Annotated in this window: 11 protein-coding genes; 3 read left to right on the top strand and 8 right to left on the bottom strand. The window is 59.3% G+C overall.

Translation table 11 applies throughout. The features are described from left to right. The first annotated feature begins 11 nt into the window (after positions 1-11). Positions 12-1,613, top strand: a complete 1,602-nt coding sequence (locus tag CEY11_RS02045) for a type IV secretion system DNA-binding domain-containing protein (protein WP_088601699.1) — start codon at positions 12-14, stop codon at positions 1,611-1,613. A 36-nt stretch (positions 1,614-1,649) separates the two neighbouring features. Here the strand turns inward: CEY11_RS02045 and CEY11_RS02050 are convergent, their stop codons facing one another. Further along, positions 1,650-2,300, bottom strand: coding sequence for a hypothetical protein (locus CEY11_RS02050; protein ID WP_088601700.1), 651 nt, complete (start codon positions 2,298-2,300; stop codon positions 1,650-1,652). A 356-nt stretch (positions 2,301-2,656) separates the two neighbouring features. On the opposite strand from CEY11_RS02050, the gene mobF reads away from it, so the two are divergent. Further along, positions 2,657-5,566 carry a MobF family relaxase gene (gene mobF, locus CEY11_RS02055; RefSeq protein WP_088601701.1) on the top strand — a complete coding sequence of 970 codons (2,910 nt, stop codon included), beginning with the start codon at positions 2,657-2,659 and terminating at the stop codon, positions 5,564-5,566. Between the two features lie 601 nt (positions 5,567-6,167). Here the strand turns inward: mobF and CEY11_RS02060 are convergent. The 6 genes from CEY11_RS02060 to CEY11_RS02075 form a co-directional block, all read right to left on the bottom strand. Continuing rightward, positions 6,168-8,066: a ParB/RepB/Spo0J family partition protein gene (locus CEY11_RS02060; RefSeq protein WP_088601702.1), complete on the bottom strand. Its 1,899-nt coding sequence runs from the start codon at positions 8,064-8,066 to the stop codon at positions 6,168-6,170. Positions 8,067-8,091: 25 nt separating this feature from the next. Further along, the gene (locus CEY11_RS25500) at positions 8,092-8,241 is read right to left on the bottom strand and encodes a hypothetical protein (protein ID WP_198958815.1); all 150 of its coding nucleotides are present in this window, start codon (positions 8,239-8,241) and stop codon (positions 8,092-8,094) included. Positions 8,242-8,311: 70 nt separating this feature from the next. After that, positions 8,312-9,115 (bottom strand): DUF3560 domain-containing protein, encoded by an 804-nt coding sequence (locus CEY11_RS02065; protein WP_088601703.1) that lies wholly within the window; start codon positions 9,113-9,115, stop codon positions 8,312-8,314. 65 nt (positions 9,116-9,180) lie between these two features. Continuing rightward, positions 9,181-9,714 carry a JAB domain-containing protein gene (locus CEY11_RS02070; RefSeq protein WP_088601704.1) on the bottom strand — a complete coding sequence of 178 codons (534 nt, stop codon included), beginning with the start codon at positions 9,712-9,714 and terminating at the stop codon, positions 9,181-9,183. 515 nt (positions 9,715-10,229) lie between these two features. After that, positions 10,230-10,460, bottom strand: a complete 231-nt coding sequence (locus tag CEY11_RS24970; protein ID WP_143322655.1) for a hypothetical protein — start codon at positions 10,458-10,460, stop codon at positions 10,230-10,232. Between the two features lie 126 nt (positions 10,461-10,586). Then, positions 10,587-13,001, bottom strand: a complete 2,415-nt coding sequence (locus CEY11_RS02075) for a heavy metal translocating P-type ATPase (protein ID WP_088601705.1) — start codon at positions 12,999-13,001, stop codon at positions 10,587-10,589. A 93-nt stretch (positions 13,002-13,094) separates the two neighbouring features. Here CEY11_RS02075 and cadR point away from each other — a divergent pair, with 93 nt between their 5' ends. Beyond that, on the top strand, positions 13,095-13,538 hold the full coding sequence (gene cadR / locus CEY11_RS02080; RefSeq protein ID WP_088601706.1) for a Cd(II)/Pb(II)-responsive transcriptional regulator: 444 nt from the start codon (positions 13,095-13,097) through the stop codon (positions 13,536-13,538). Between the two features lie 313 nt (positions 13,539-13,851). Here the strand turns inward: cadR and CEY11_RS02085 are convergent, their stop codons facing one another. Continuing rightward, the gene (locus tag CEY11_RS02085) at positions 13,852-14,361 is read right to left on the bottom strand and encodes a c-type cytochrome (protein WP_088601707.1); all 510 of its coding nucleotides are present in this window, start codon (positions 14,359-14,361) and stop codon (positions 13,852-13,854) included. Between the last annotated feature and the right edge of the window lie 7 nt (positions 14,362-14,368).

The raw sequence follows: 14,368 nt of genomic DNA on the forward strand, positions 1-14,368 counted from the left end.
CGCAGGATCCCATGTCTACCTTGATCTCGCCCATCACCCGACGGCGCATCGCCGCCATTTCCCTAGTAATTTTTCCGGTCGGCACGTGGATGGCCGCCGCCACTTATGGCAGCAACATGGCCTGGCGGGACTGGAACCGCCGCACAGCCTGGTACTTCGTCAAACTCACCCCCAGCTATCCGCTGCTTTATGGTGCGCTTGGCATCGGCTTGGCGCTTTCCCTGGCGCTGATCCTCTTTATCGGCCGCACCGCCAAGACGGAAGGCTTCGAGGGTGCCGCCTACAAGCGCTTCATCCGCGGCACCCGCATGACCACGGCCAAGCACCTGGCCCGCCTGTGCGAAGAACGCGGCAAGCAGCAAGTCGACGTGGCAGGCATTCCCATGCCCGTTGCAAACGAAAACCTGCACCTGCTGGTGAGCGGTGCCACGGGATCTGGTAAATCCGTCCTGTTACGCAACATGGCCGCCTCTGTCCTTGCCCGATCGCGCGGTGGCACGCAGATCCACCTACCAGGCCGAACGCCTGTGCGCAATGACCGCATGATCGTCATCGACCCCAACGGCGACCTGCTGAGCAAATTCTGGCAGCCGGGCGATGTGATTCTAAATCCCTACGACGCCCGGAGCGAGGGCTGGTCCTTTTTCAACGAAGTGCGAGCCGACTATGACTGGAAGCGCCTGGCACACTCAATGGTGCCTATGAGCCAGGACAAGAACGCCGAAGAATGGAATGACTTCGGCCGTCTGCTGCTACGCGAAACCGCCAAGAAACTCCACCAGTTGCAAGGCAACGAGGCCAATATCATGGATCTATTTCGCCTGTGCACCATTGAGGACCCCAAGGTCTTGAAGCAGTTTCTGGAAGGCACTTTGGCAGAATCCCTGTTTGTGGGATCTAGCGAGGCCAGCAAGGCACTGTCGTCTGCACGGTTTGTGCTCTCGAACAAGCTGTCAGAACACACCGGCATGAAGCCTGGGGCCTTTTCCATCCGAGATTGGCTGGATCAACGAGACGGCGGCAACCTGTACATCAACTGGCGCGAAGACATGATGAGTTCCATGCGGCCACTGGTGTCCTCCTGGGCGGATGTCTTCATCACCTCGATCCTGTCCATGCCCGAAGGCACCGGCAGGCGGTGGTGGCTGTTCATTGATGAATTGGCTAGCCTGGAAGCCCTGCCCTCACTGGAATCTGGCCTGACTAAAGGCCGCAAGAATGGGTTGCGCATCGTCGCGGGCCTACAGAGCACATCTCAGCTTGAACACCTGTACGGCAGGACGATGGCAACCACCATCCGGGCGAGTTTTCGCAACCTGGTGGTGTTGGGCGGGTCTCGCACCGATCCGCAGACCGCGAGGGACATGAGCGAAAGCCTTGGCAAGCATGAGGTAGAACGGCCAAAATACAGCGTTAGCCGGAGCGCGGACCATAGGAACACGTCGGACAATATGGACCGGACGGTGGAGGATATTGTGACGGGAGCGCAAATTCAGGCGTTACCGATGTTGGAGGGGTATGTCGCGCTGGCAGGGGATTTACCAGTGACGAGGGTCAGAATCCCATTTCAGATATATGGCAATAAGGCGGCCGCATTTCAGCATGCAATTTGACCTCAACCGGCCAGAGACAGACATTTCCTCACACCCCTAATCCAGAGAACTTTCGAGGTTCCATGAGACTCCTGGTGCACCGACGCCTCGTTGCTCCTGCCTCTTCTTCACTATGGCTTTCCTGTGTCCAGCGCCAACGAGAAGCACTCCACGAGAGAGTGCGCAGCGGATGCAATAGCCATTGATGTTCTCCAGTATCCCCGTCTCGCGATGGTCATTTGTCTCGCACCATAGAGCGTAAATCTGCCGCAATCCGGCGTCGCCGATCCATTCAACGGTTGCACGCACCTCGTCGTAGATGGCTGCCCATGCTTGGGCGCAGCGATCGCTATTAAGGTACGGAAAACCGTGATCTCGCGTGTCGAGGCTATTCTGGTCCACCAGGCGGCGGTATACAGAGCTCGTCCTTTCGACCTTTTTGAACATCTCCTCAGATTTTCTGAAGAACTCGTCGCTTGGTTTTTCCAAGTCCACAGGTACAACGTCAACTGGACAGCGCTTGCGATAGAGGGCAACGGCAGCAGACTCGAGATTGCCGTGAGAGCCATCGAGATAGTCAGCAAGATTGGCAGTGGGAATTTCAGCAAAGATGACGTCAGGCCGAAGACGTTCAAGAATCGTCCGCAATTCCGCCAAGTTGGCGCGTCCACTTTCGGCGTGGACAGTTCCGATCAGCGATATATGCATCAGATTTAGGCCCGGGAGGCAGACTTAGTGGCGCTTGAAAGCATTATGGCCGGAACGGTCCGCTTCGGGTCGATTCTGTTGAAAAACTCGGTCCAGCGCTCACGCTTGCCTCTACTCGAAATTTGACCTTTCAGATTAGCTCAGGATCAACGATCGCGACCTCGGCAATGGTTGAAGTACCCCTGCAAACAGCCCCGCGGTGCTGATCATCGAGTTTTTCAACAAAACCGGTCATTAGAAGCCATCCACAGATCCTGTGAATTAATCTGTACAGTCCCCTTATCAGCGACCCCTATAGCCAGTATTGGCATGCTGCCTACTGGCCTTTTTTACCACCCCCACATCCCGGAGCACCCATGATCTCGCACAGCCAGATCTATAGGGCCCGTGCGGCCCTCGCCACCCACTATTACGCCGACCAAGCCGACGACTATTACAGCCGAGATGGTGGCGCCGCGACCTGGCAAGGAGACGGTGCTAGACGCCTGGGCGCGGTCGGCGAAATCGATCCGGCCCGATTCAAAGCCATGCTACAGGGTGATTTTGGCCATGACATCACGGCCAGCCAATCGGTGCGCAAGGATGCCAAAGCCCGCGCGGCACTGGATCTGACCTTTGGTGCGCCCAAAAGCATTACCCTACAGGCCCTGATCGGTGGCGACTCACGCCTGGTCCAGGCCAACGACGATGCCGTGGCCATCGCGCTTACCTATGTTGAACAGCACCTGGCCATGGGCCGGCGCAAGGAAGGCGGCAAATCGCGGGTGGAACATACGGGCAATCTCATCATCGCCAAGTTTCGCCATGAAACCGCCCGACCCACGGAAGACGCTGCACCGGATCCGCATCTGCATGTACACGCATTACTGATGAATCTGACCCAGCGGACAGACGGCAGTTGGGTAGCTCTGTCCAACGAGCAGATTTTTCAGTTGTTGCGGGTGACCGATTCCATCTACCAGGCGGCGCTGGAGCGCAATGTCCAGGCGTTGGGCTACATCGTGCGCCATGAGAAGAACCATATCGAACTCGCTCACATCAGCCGAGAACAGATCGAATTCTTCAGCAAGCGCAGCGCTCGCATCACGGCGGAGCTGACCGCACGCGGCACCACCCGCAAGAAAGCCTCGCACGGCCTACGCCAAGGCATTACCCTCGCTCACAGGCAGAACAAGTCCCAGGACTTTAGCCGGGCAGAATTGCAGCAAGAATGGCGTGCAGCGGCTGCTGCCATCGGCATGCGGTTCGACCAAAGTTGCCTACAAGCAGTGGTTCAACCACAGCGTGACGCAGGGAAGCCGTCCGGCTTGGTAGCCCAGGCTTCTCTAGACTGGGCCATCCAGCACCTCGCCGAACGCGAATCCGTAATGCCACTGGCCGCTCTCCTACAAAGCGCCGTGCGCCATGCCGGCGGGCATGCGGATGTCTCAGCCATCCAGTCGGCCATTCGGGCTTGCGTACAAGCTGGGATGCTCATTCAGGAAGCGCCGCACTATCGCAGCACCCAGGACATGAAGGCCGCGCCCATGACCCGCGACGGATGGGCGGCCGAAGTTGTGCGCCTGCGTGGGTTGTCGCACGAATCCGCACGACAACTGGTGGATCAGGCGATAGCCGAAGGGCGTTTGCTCATGGAAAGCCCCCGCTATGCCACGCGCAAGGCCTATGAGGTGGAATCGCGCATCCTGGCCGCTGAACAACAGGGTCGTGGGGCCTGGCAGGTTTCCATCACCAGCTCCGTGACGGAAGCCGGATTGGATTCCCGTCTGACCCCAGGCCAGCGCGAGGCCGTGATACTCATTGCCAGCGACAGGGATCAAATCAGCGGCATCCAGGGTCTGGCCGGTACCGGCAAATCTTTTGCGCTACAAAATGCCCAGACTATCCTGAAGCAGCAGGGCCAGAAGCTGGTGGCACTAGCCCCCTATGGCGGCATGGTGAGGAATCTGCGCAAGGACGGCGTGCCCGCCAATACCGTGGCCTCGGTGCTTGCCGCGCGCAACAAGCGACCTTTCACCGGCCAACTAGGCCCACAGACCGTGGTGGTGATCGACGAGGCCGGGGTCGTACCCGTGCGCCAGATGAACAAGCTCCTGGCGCTCATCCAGCCCACCGGAGCGAAGGTGGTGCTACTGGGCGATACAGCCCAGACCAAAGCCATCGAGGCGGGCCGCTCCTTTGCCATGCTGCAGGAACACGGCATGAAGACCGTACTCATGGGAGACATCCAGCGGCAGCGGTATGAACGCCTGCGCCAAGCCGTGCAGTTGGCAGCCGGCGGCCAGGCCAGCCGATCCCTGCCGCTGCTGGACCAGGTTCTGACCGTCCCGGATCAGTTCAATGTCGATGAGCATGGCCATAAGGCCCGCGACAGCTCGGCGCGGTACCACGCTATCGCTCAGGCCTATGCGAAGCTGCCCGCCGACCAGCAGGCCAGTACCATCGTAGTCACTGGCACCAACGCCTCACGCCAGGCCATCAATGCTCGCATCCACACCCTGTGCGGCCTGGAAGGCAAGGGCCGCCGCTGCCAACTACTGGCTCGTCACGACACCACGCGGGCCGAACGCAGCGTGGCCCGCTATTACACCGTGGGCGACATCGTCGTGCCCGAACGCGATTATCAGTGTGGCCTGAAACGCGGCGAACTATACCGTGTGGCCGGCATCCCTCGGCATGATCGGATCACCGTGGAGCCCATTCAATCAGGCCCTGCAGGCTCGTCAAGGCAGACACCCATCGAGATCATTCCCAGGGCCATGGGTAAGCTTTCGGTGTATCACTTGAATGAATCTGAGCTATCCGTGGGCGACCAGGTTCGTATGACCCGTAACGACGCCCAGCATGATCTGGTGAACGGCCAACTGGCCAAGGTGGTTGCCATCGAAGCCGCCACCGTCACCATAGAGAGCGGTGGTCGGCAGATTACCCTGCCCACCGATCGGCCGCTGCACCTGGACTATGCCTACACCACCACAGCACACAGTGCCCAAGGCCTGACCTGCGACCGGGTGCTGTACAACGCTGAAAGCTTCAGCCGCACCACAGCCCAAGATACCTACTACGTCAGCATCTCGCGCGAGCGGCATGAAGTTGTGGTGTTCACGGATGATGCCAGCAAGCTGCCCGAGCGGGTGGATCGGCTCCGAGTCAAGGGGCTGGCGCATGACCTTGCCCAGGCTCAGGTCGAAAGCCCCGCCCTGCCCCCGCACGGGGTAGATGCAACTCTGGAACAAAAGACGGAAACTTCAATGGAAATCAGTTGACGCTCTTCTGCATTCAAACCGTCTGCCGGATGCCCACTGGATGCCATCAAAATGCAGCCAACATGCCATTAGTCTGTCTCGAATCTGCTGCCACACCGTCTTGTCTGTGCATCCTGCATGTATCCGTGACGTATCCGGAGTGTCTATGAAATGGAATTTCTTGCCCCACCCAGAATGTCTACGCGCCATTCGGCTACAGGTGTGGCCGCTATTCTTCCCACCGGATCAAGGGCCTGCGTAATTCTGTTGCTCTATTCGTCCTACATCGGAAGAATCAGCAATATCCCGTCAAACGCTTGATCCACAATGTCTTTCTTCACCCCGTCAGGGGTGCGTCATGTGTGTAGCTTTTAAGGCCACAAATGAGCAGACAGCGAATTTGGGGAATTGAAGGCTGCAGCATGGCCCGGTTAAGGGCCATGCAACGTCCCATTGTAGGGACCCAGGCAACGCCTGGGATCAATGCCACACTGTCGATTCATCGGCCTATTGGGCATGGCTTTGTCATGAAGAGATCGGTAGAAAACCCCACTCAGATACCGAGTGGGGTTAAGAGCTGGCGATAGCCAGCTATCAATCTTGGGGGCTTGCGTGATGCCATTTATTCAGTTCGGATGTGCAGAATTTCTGGGAGCCAGCCACGCCCAACTAGTGCTTGCTGTGCGGCCAACACGGCTTCAGCCTTTTTCATCTTGGCAAGCGGCACGGCGGCTTCCTTGCTCACACCCTCAGCCACTACATCAATAATGCGACCCTTCGATACGTGTGACAGGTAGCTCTCGGCGCTAGGTTCCCACCAGCGGGCAGGATCGACATCGGCAATTGCGGCAAGCTCATCAAGCGCCGTTGATGCCGAATTTTCCTGATGCCGTATGCCCTGGACGCTGGAAGCAACCAGATAGGCCAACAGATCGAGCAGGGTTGCAGCGTCCTGGGCAAGCGCCCATTGCATCACATCGCCGGTGTCGCCATGTTCGCCCTTTGGCAACAGGTCTATCCAGTGTTGTTGAATTCGGGCTAGCTCCATGCCCGCCCTGCTTTGGGCAAAGTCGGGCGCGTTCTGTTCCAACGCCTCTTGCTGGATCGAAATCCCTATGCCAAAGCTCTCGCCACCGTAGTAGCCCCCAATCATCATCTTGCGCACAAGTGATGCAACCAGTGCGGCCAAAGCAATCCCGGGTTTCGCAGCCAGCTCGGCAGCGACGATACCGACCTTATTTGCTGTCAACTGGCGCACTAGGCGTTCAGAGTGCATGGGCCGGGTTTTAGCTTGCGGAAGTGATACATGCGCACCTGCCCCGCCCGCTTCACCTTTGGACGCCTGGACCGCGCCCTGACGATGCTCGGGGCGAATCAAGCCACGGTGTATTTTCTCGATCCCATCAAAGCCAATAGTCACAATGGCCCCGGCCACTCCCATCATGTCAGAGGGCCATTGTTTGGCGGCGTCATGGATATTTTCGATGTGCGCGCCCAATTCGTCCGATTGCTGGTCTAAATCGAGCCACTCGGTGTCGTCGTCATCGTCGGCCACGGCATCCATTTTTTCGTGGATGGCGGCGCGCTGCACGGTCAGGTCATCCAGGCGGGATTGCTCCGCCTCGGTCAGGTGCCGAGCCTCGGGCCAGACGCGCCCGAAACGGCTCAACAGCCCGTTATCCACATCAATGCACACATCAACCCAGGCCCAGCCCTCGGTCCGCACGGTTTGGGCGGCTGCGCCCAGCTTGTCCAGCGCCAGCGTTTCAATCAGGGTGCGATCCTGCACGTAGGTGCCGCGCCCATCGTCGGCCTGGGCGAATAAATCCTGATAGCAGCGCCCACCGGCTGCACGGTAGGCGTCCAGCCCGACAAAATGCACCACACCATCGGCGGCGGTCAACTCGTCGGCGGCCAGACGGTTGCGCACGATGTGTGCGTTGCGCCGTTCCCACTCGGACAGGCCCACCCATGCGTCGCGCTGGCGCTGCTGGTCATCGGTTATGGTAAAGGCCATCAAGACTTCAAGCGACATTTCACCGACGCGGTAGGCGTCGATCAGTTCCGAGGCCACACCGGCCAGCCGCATACGCCGCTTCACAACCAGGGGGCTGACGGCGAAACGCGCGGCCACGTCCTCAATGGACCTGCCCTGTTCAATCAGCGCAGCAAACGCCTCAAATTCATCGGCTGGGTGCATAGCCTCACGCTGGACGTTTTCGGTAATGGACGCTTCAAAGGCGCTGTTGCCCTCGACTAGCAGGGCATGAACCCGCTGCCCCTCGGGCCATCGCCCATCGGCCCTGAGCAATTCGATGGCCTGCAAGCGCCGGCCCCCGGCGACGACTTCATACATGCCGCGCTTCTTCGCTTTGGCAACCACAAGATTTTGTAACAATCCCTGGGCGGCGATGGAGTCGGCCAACTCGGGCAAGGGTTGCTGGCCGGGTGTTTTACGCGCCTGGTAGCGTACCGACACAATCAGTTTGGCGGGATCCAGTTCGATGATGGTATTGGTCATGATGGGTACTCCTATTTGCTCAGTATCAGTGGATCAGAGTCGAGGCGGCGGGGCCATGCAGCAAGCGGGCAAGAATGCCTAATTCACGCACTGTCATGGCAGGCAAACGGCACGGCTTGCCCTGTTCGTCGCATTGGCGCATTTGCTGCGCAAGTTTGGTAAGATCGAGGGACATTTCTATTACTCCGTTCATGTGGTGAGTAGGGATGTACCCCCCCGCCTAGGTTGCACTAGGCTGGGGGTTTTTATGCCTGTTCGACGGCGTCCAGTACGCAGATGACTCGCCGCGCTGCCCATTGGGCGTTTCCGGTTAATTGGCGCACCCATGCGCCGCGTCTCGGGCTCCAGCGAAAGCCGTTTTTCTTGAGCGTGTCGCGCGTGTCCTTGGCAGGTTTGCCGTCAAATAGGAACATGGCGCGGTTTTCCTCGGGGTCTTCGCGGTAGGTGTAGCCATCGCCTGCTTTTTCAGTCGTGGTGCGCTCTGCGATGCGTTCCAATTCTTTGATTCGGGCGACAATTCGGCGGATGTTGGCGTTGTTGTTGCTCAGTTGGTAAGAAGCAAAGCCTATGCGGCCTGCAAAGTCAGGCTTCACGAGTTCGCGGGCCGTGTCCTCGGTCACGCCATCGAGCTCGGCCAGCGCGGCGATCTGGGCAGCCTCATCGTCCTTGTGGCGGCGGATACTGGCATTGGCCTTTTTCATAAGGTCCTGGCGAGCCCGCAAGGCGACAAGCTGGGTGCGAAGTTTCGCGATGGCTTGCGGGTCGTCGCTTGAAATTCCACCCGTGCCCACCGTCGCGGCCTTCTGCGCGTAGTAATCGGCCTTGTTCCCCAGTTCGTATGCCTTGCCATAGGTGTGATGAATCCGCTTCCGATAATTGCGGTCTCGGTTTTCGCTGTGGTGTCCGATCAAGATTGGTTGGCCGAAGGGGATAGCCGCAGCCATCTGCTCGGCACGCGCATGCGTCGATTGCGCGGCGCTACGGGCCTGTTCGGCACTAGCTTCATAACGGGCCTTGCGTGCGGCTTGCTTCCGTTCGTAGTGGTTCATGGTATGTACTCCGCTCATGGGGTTGATTAATACCGGGCGTCTTACGCCGCCCGGCGCATGGGGTCTTATATCTGGCCGCGTTCGGCAAGCGATACGCTGGCCTGTCCGGTAACAACGATGTGATCGAGCAAGCGCACATCAACCAAGGCAAGGGCTTGCTTGAGGTGACGCGTCAGCGAAATATCGGCCCCGCTGGGCTCGGCCAAGCCTGACGGATGGTTATGCGACAGAATCAGTGCGCCGGCATTCAACCGAAGGGCCGTTTTCACGATTTCGCGCGGATATACGCTTGCTTGCGACAGCGTGCCGTGTGCGTGTTCGATGTAGCCGACCACCTTCAATTGAGTGTTCAGATACACGACTGCCGCGCATTCATGGCCCAGGCCGCAAAGTTTGGCCTGAAAAAATGCTTTCACTCGTCCCGGTATATCGAGTAGCCCTCCATCAGGAATCAGGCTTTCGGCGGCAACGCGTGCGGCGGCGAGTACCTGCGAATCATTCGCCACGCAGTAGCGCCCTTTCGGGCTGCGCACATACAGGGTTTGCGCGTCGCTCATGTCGTCGTACCCGAGGGCCTGAACGCTGTTTTCTGGTTGCATCGCTGTCGCTCCTGAAAAAGGTTTCCACTGCCACCGAGCCTGAAGATTTCTAGCCCGGCCGTGATGACTGGAATTGCTGGATCTTGTCTTCGCGGTTGTTTGCCGCCGATCCTGTGAGTTCCTGAGCCCGTGCCGATCTGGACCATGCAGCGACAAGTGCAGCGGGACCGTGGAATAAATAGGGAGCGCAGCGACCGGTTTATGCCGCGAAAGCCCGCGCAGCGCAGGAGCGAAGTGGTACACGTCGGCGGTTTAGGGCGCAGGGACTTACGGGATTGGTGGCATGCGTTGACCTGGCCAGCGAGTCGGCTGTCATGCTGCGCGGCGAGCGCCAACAGACGCGCCCGCAGCGCGTCTCTAACGTTGAATGGGTTTGAATGACGGTGCCAGTCGGCACCGTCCGAAAGGGATTGAAGCCCGCAAGGGGCAAGACTCGAAACGAGGCTTGATGCTCCGCACGAAAGCCTGTCCCCGGCCTAGCCGGGGTGAGCCAGAATGATGAGAAAGGCGCTAAATCAAACAGTGCCCTTCAAGCAGGCAACGTCAGCGCCTAAGGCTTCGATAGCTCCTGCGCGATCTTGACCATAAGCGGCTAGGTACAAATCCATCAATTCTTTCATCTGGCGCGGTAACCTGCGCTGAAGTTCGCCTCGTGCCTGTTGACTGCCGTCGCGCGCCAGATCGGCCAGTTCGGGCAGTGCTGTCACTTGGACGCCATACTCAGTATCTTGTGCAGCTTCGCTCATTGGGGCGGATACCGGGCATTGCATGATGCCCCCCGCCGTCTTTCAGGCGAAGCGGCTTGGCCTCACGGTTGCTCCGCTGGCCAGCGCGGGGTTCCGACTTCCCTGGCCATAGATATACTCTCTCAGTCACTTTCGCAGTAGCCGCAACCCATTGCCAACCACCAGCAAGCTGGCGCCCATATCGGCGAAGACCGCCATCCACATAGTGGCCTGACCTGTGAAGGTCAACACCAGGAACACTACCTTGATGCCAAGCGCCAGCGCGATGTTCTGCTTCAATACGCTGGCCGTGGCGCGGGACAGTCGCACAAATGTGGGCAATTTGCGCAGGTCGTCGTCCATCAGTGCCACGTCGGCGGTCTCGATGGCGGTGTCGGTGCCCGCCGCGCCCATTGCGAAACCGATATCGGCTCGCGCCAGCGCCGGCGCATCGTTGATGCCGTCGCCGACCATGCCTATCTTGCCGCCCATCGTGGCCATCGTTTCCATCTGCAGCGCTTCCACCGCACGCAGCTTGTCCTCCGGCAGCAGGCTGCCGCGGGCGCGATCGATGCCCACCTGGCGGGCAATCGCCTCGGCAGTGTGGGGATTGTCGCCGGTCAACATCACCGTTTTTACGTTCAATCTGTGCAACTCGGCAATGGCGCTTCGGCTGCTTTCCTTCACCGTGTCAGCAACTGCGAACAAGGCTTCCACACGGTTTTCGCCGACTAACATCACCACCGTCTTGCCCTGGACTTCAAGCGTCGAGAGGCGCGCCTCCAAGTCTGGGGAGCAGACTCCCAGGTCCTCCACCAGACGATGGTTGCCCAAGTGATAGAGCGCGCCATCAATGCGCCCGCGTACCCCACGGCCGGGCAATGCGGCAAAGTCGCTCACTTCGTGCAGCGCCAACCCGTCGGCCTGAGCGGCCAGCGCTACGGCCTGAGAGACCGGATGGTCCGAACGTGCGGCCAGGCTCGCGGCGAGCATCCGGGAAGCAGTCGGGTCGGCGGCGCCCCACGCCGCGACGTCGGTCTGGGCCGGCTTGCCGTGCGTGATCGTGCCGGTCTTGTCGAGCGCCAGCCATTTAAGCTTGTGGCCCTGTTCGAGATATACCCCGCCCTTGACGAGGATGCCGCGCCGGGCGGCGGCGGCCAGGCCACTGACAATGCTGACCGGGGTAGAGATGACCAGGGCGCAGGGACACGCGATCACCAGCAGGACCAGTGCCTTATAAACCCAAGCCAGCCACGGCGCCTCAAACAGCAGTGGCGGCACAAGCGCCACCGCCAGCGCCACCGCAAACACGATGGGTGTGTACAGGCGGGCGAACTGGTCGACGAAACGCTGCGTCGGTGCACGGTTGCTCTGGGCGGCCTCTACCGCATGAATGACGCGCGCCAGGGTGGAATTATTTGCGAGCGCCGTGACGCGATACTCGAAGGAGCCGGCCTCGTTGATGGTACCGGCGAACACCGCGTCACCCTCGGCCTTCTCGACTGGCAGGCTCTCACCCGTGATGGGCGCCTGATTGACCGAGGAGCGGCCCAGCACCACCTCGCCATCGAGAGCGATGCGCTCGCCGGGTTTGACGCGTACCCGGCTACCTATGGCCACCATTTTGGCATCAATATCGGCCCAACTACCGTCACCCGCCTGGACGGTGGCCCGTTCCGGGGCGAGGTCCAAAAGCCCTCGGATCGCCTTGCGAGCGCGGTCAAGTGATTTGGCCTCGATGACTTCGGCCAGTGCAAACAGGACCATCACCATAGCCGCTTCCGGCCAATGGCCAATTAGCATCGCGCCGGTGACCGCAATCGACATCAGGGCGTTCATGTTCAGATTGCGGTTCCTTAGCGCGATCCAGCCCTTCTTATAGGTGGGCAAACCACCCGTGAAGATGGCAACCAGCGCCAGTGCGACCACCACCCACTGGTTGCCGTGGAACCAGGACACAGTTTCCGCCAGAATGGCCGACACGCCCGACACCCCCAGCGGCCACCAGTTCGTACTGGCGGGCTGAGGCGCGGGCGGGCTGGCCGATGAGGCAGCTTCCTGCACCTCGGCCTCGAAACCGAGCGATTGCAAGGCCGCGAGCACAGGCGGCAGCGCATCGGCAGCGTGGCTGAGCGTCAACGTGCGTCGCACCAGGTTGAAGTCGAGCGACGCCACCCCAGCCATGCTGGCGAGCTTGCCCCGTATCAGCGCTTCTTCGGTCGGGCAATCCATCTTGGCAATCGCCAATACTGTAGTTTGGAAAGTTGGCTCGATATCCGCCTGACTAGCTCGCATGCCAATGGCCGCCAACGCTTTCTCAACCGGCTCGAGTGACGGCAACTCATGGCGTACCGTTAGCAGGCGCTGCATCAAGTTGAATTCCAGCTCCGCCACCCCAGGTAGCCCGGCCAGTTTGTCGCGGATCAGCGCTTCTTCGGTCGGGCAATCCATGTTCTCGATCCGATACCGAGTCTGAATCATTCCGTTACCGGAAGTTTTCGCTTGGGACGGCTGCGTCGCTATAGCCGAGCAACCGCACCCCTCGGAACTGCATGCGCCCATGGCGGCTTCTCCTTTAAATCGACAGCGTAGTTGTCGATTAGAAACCCTATAGTTACTATAGAGTCAAGATATCTTTCTTTGAGAGGCAATTCCATGAGCATCAGGATTGGCGAACTAGCCAAGCGCACGAGGTGCCCGATCGTTACCATTCGCTATTACGAAACTGAGGACCTGTTACCGCCGCCGACGCGCAGCAGGGGTAATTACCGGCTGTATGACGACGCCCACGTCGAACGACTGCAATTTATCCGCCACTGCCGTTCTCTCGACATGACGCTTACCGAAGTACGGAAACTACTGAGTTACCGGGACACCCCGATGCAAGATTGCGGAGAGGTCAATACGCTGCTGGATAAGCATATCGGGCAGGTGGAGGTTCGCGTCGAAGCGTTGTTGCAATTAAAGCGAAACCTGCTTGCATTACGCGAGAAATGCTCCGGGACACGTGCCGCAGCATCGTGCGGGATTCTGCAAGGGCTTTCAGACTGCGCTTGCCATGCCGCCCCAGAGAACAGCGCAGAGATTTGCAAGGCTTAGCGTACGATTTTTCCGTTTCGCGAGCAGCCCCCAATATGGTCGGCTGACAAAGGACACACAGCGAAATGCGTAGTGCCGCAATTCGCTATCACCGGGGAAGAAGCCACGAAATTTTGGTAATAAGGAAAGGGCCAGAGCCGATTGACCTTCCCCCCATGTCAAGCTTTATAGTGTTGCCAACGCCTATACAGATGCGATTTGAGGCCTGTGCAGTTGTATGCTAACGGCGAGACGCGCCAATATGACACATAAATGAGGACACATAGCACAAAACGGATTCTAGTTGCTGTGGCGACGGTAATCGGTCTGCTGTTCATGCAACTGGCTGTCGCAGCTTACGCATGCCCGAATGCCGCTGCAATGTGACTTCTTTTTGCGCCTGCAGCACTTTAGGAGGCCAAGCACTCTTGATATAAGTGAGTACCGCAATAACCTCCTCATCGGATAAGGAGCCACCGAATGCAGGCATGTCGCTCACATAGTCAGAGGGCGCAGTCCTTCCCGGAACGAGCCCATTCTTCACGATATCGATAAGTATCGCATCGGGATGGTGCCACGTATGGCCTGTCTTGTCGTGAGGCGGGGCTGGCAACCTACCATTGGGCAGACGCTGACGCCAGTTCGGTTGCCCTTGCAGCGATGCGCCATGGCAGGCCGCACAGTTGGTCGCGTAGATAGCCTTCCCTTGTATCACGAGCGTCCGATCCGCCGGATCTATGAATCCAGGGCCGGACTGCTGTATCGAGCCATAAAAGATAGTAGCGACGCCGAGTATAATGGCGCCGGCCACCCCGAAGATCAGCTTCTTCTGCAGCATGCCCATGTGGCAG

This window comes from Candidimonas nitroreducens (assembly GCF_002209565.1).
Classification (GTDB): domain Bacteria; phylum Pseudomonadota; class Gammaproteobacteria; order Burkholderiales; family Burkholderiaceae_B; genus Candidimonas; species Candidimonas nitroreducens.

Excerpts from the sequence above, each read along its gene's own strand:
- CEY11_RS02085 (WP_088601707.1), bottom strand. The coding sequence starts at position 14,361 with ATGGGCATGCTGCAGAAGAAGCTGATCTTCGGGGTGGCCGGCGCCATT.
- cadR (WP_088601706.1), top strand. The coding sequence starts at position 13,095 with ATGAGCATCAGGATTGGCGAACTAGCCAAGCGCACGAGGTGCCCGATC.
- CEY11_RS02045 (WP_088601699.1), top strand. The coding sequence starts at position 12 with ATGTCTACCTTGATCTCGCCCATCACCCGACGGCGCATCGCCGCCATT.
- CEY11_RS02060 (WP_088601702.1), bottom strand. The coding sequence starts at position 8,066 with ATGACCAATACCATCATCGAACTGGATCCCGCCAAACTGATTGTGTCG.
- CEY11_RS02070 (WP_088601704.1), bottom strand. The coding sequence starts at position 9,714 with ATGCAACCAGAAAACAGCGTTCAGGCCCTCGGGTACGACGACATGAGC.
- CEY11_RS02050 (WP_088601700.1), bottom strand. The coding sequence starts at position 2,300 with ATGCATATATCGCTGATCGGAACTGTCCACGCCGAAAGTGGACGCGCC.
- CEY11_RS02075 (WP_088601705.1), bottom strand. The coding sequence starts at position 13,001 with ATGGGCGCATGCAGTTCCGAGGGGTGCGGTTGCTCGGCTATAGCGACG.
- CEY11_RS02065 (WP_088601703.1), bottom strand. The coding sequence starts at position 9,115 with ATGAACCACTACGAACGGAAGCAAGCCGCACGCAAGGCCCGTTATGAA.
- CEY11_RS25500 (WP_198958815.1), bottom strand. The coding sequence starts at position 8,241 with ATGTCCCTCGATCTTACCAAACTTGCGCAGCAAATGCGCCAATGCGAC.
- CEY11_RS24970 (WP_143322655.1), bottom strand. The coding sequence starts at position 10,460 with ATGAGCGAAGCTGCACAAGATACTGAGTATGGCGTCCAAGTGACAGCA.
- mobF (WP_088601701.1), top strand. The coding sequence starts at position 2,657 with ATGATCTCGCACAGCCAGATCTATAGGGCCCGTGCGGCCCTCGCCACC.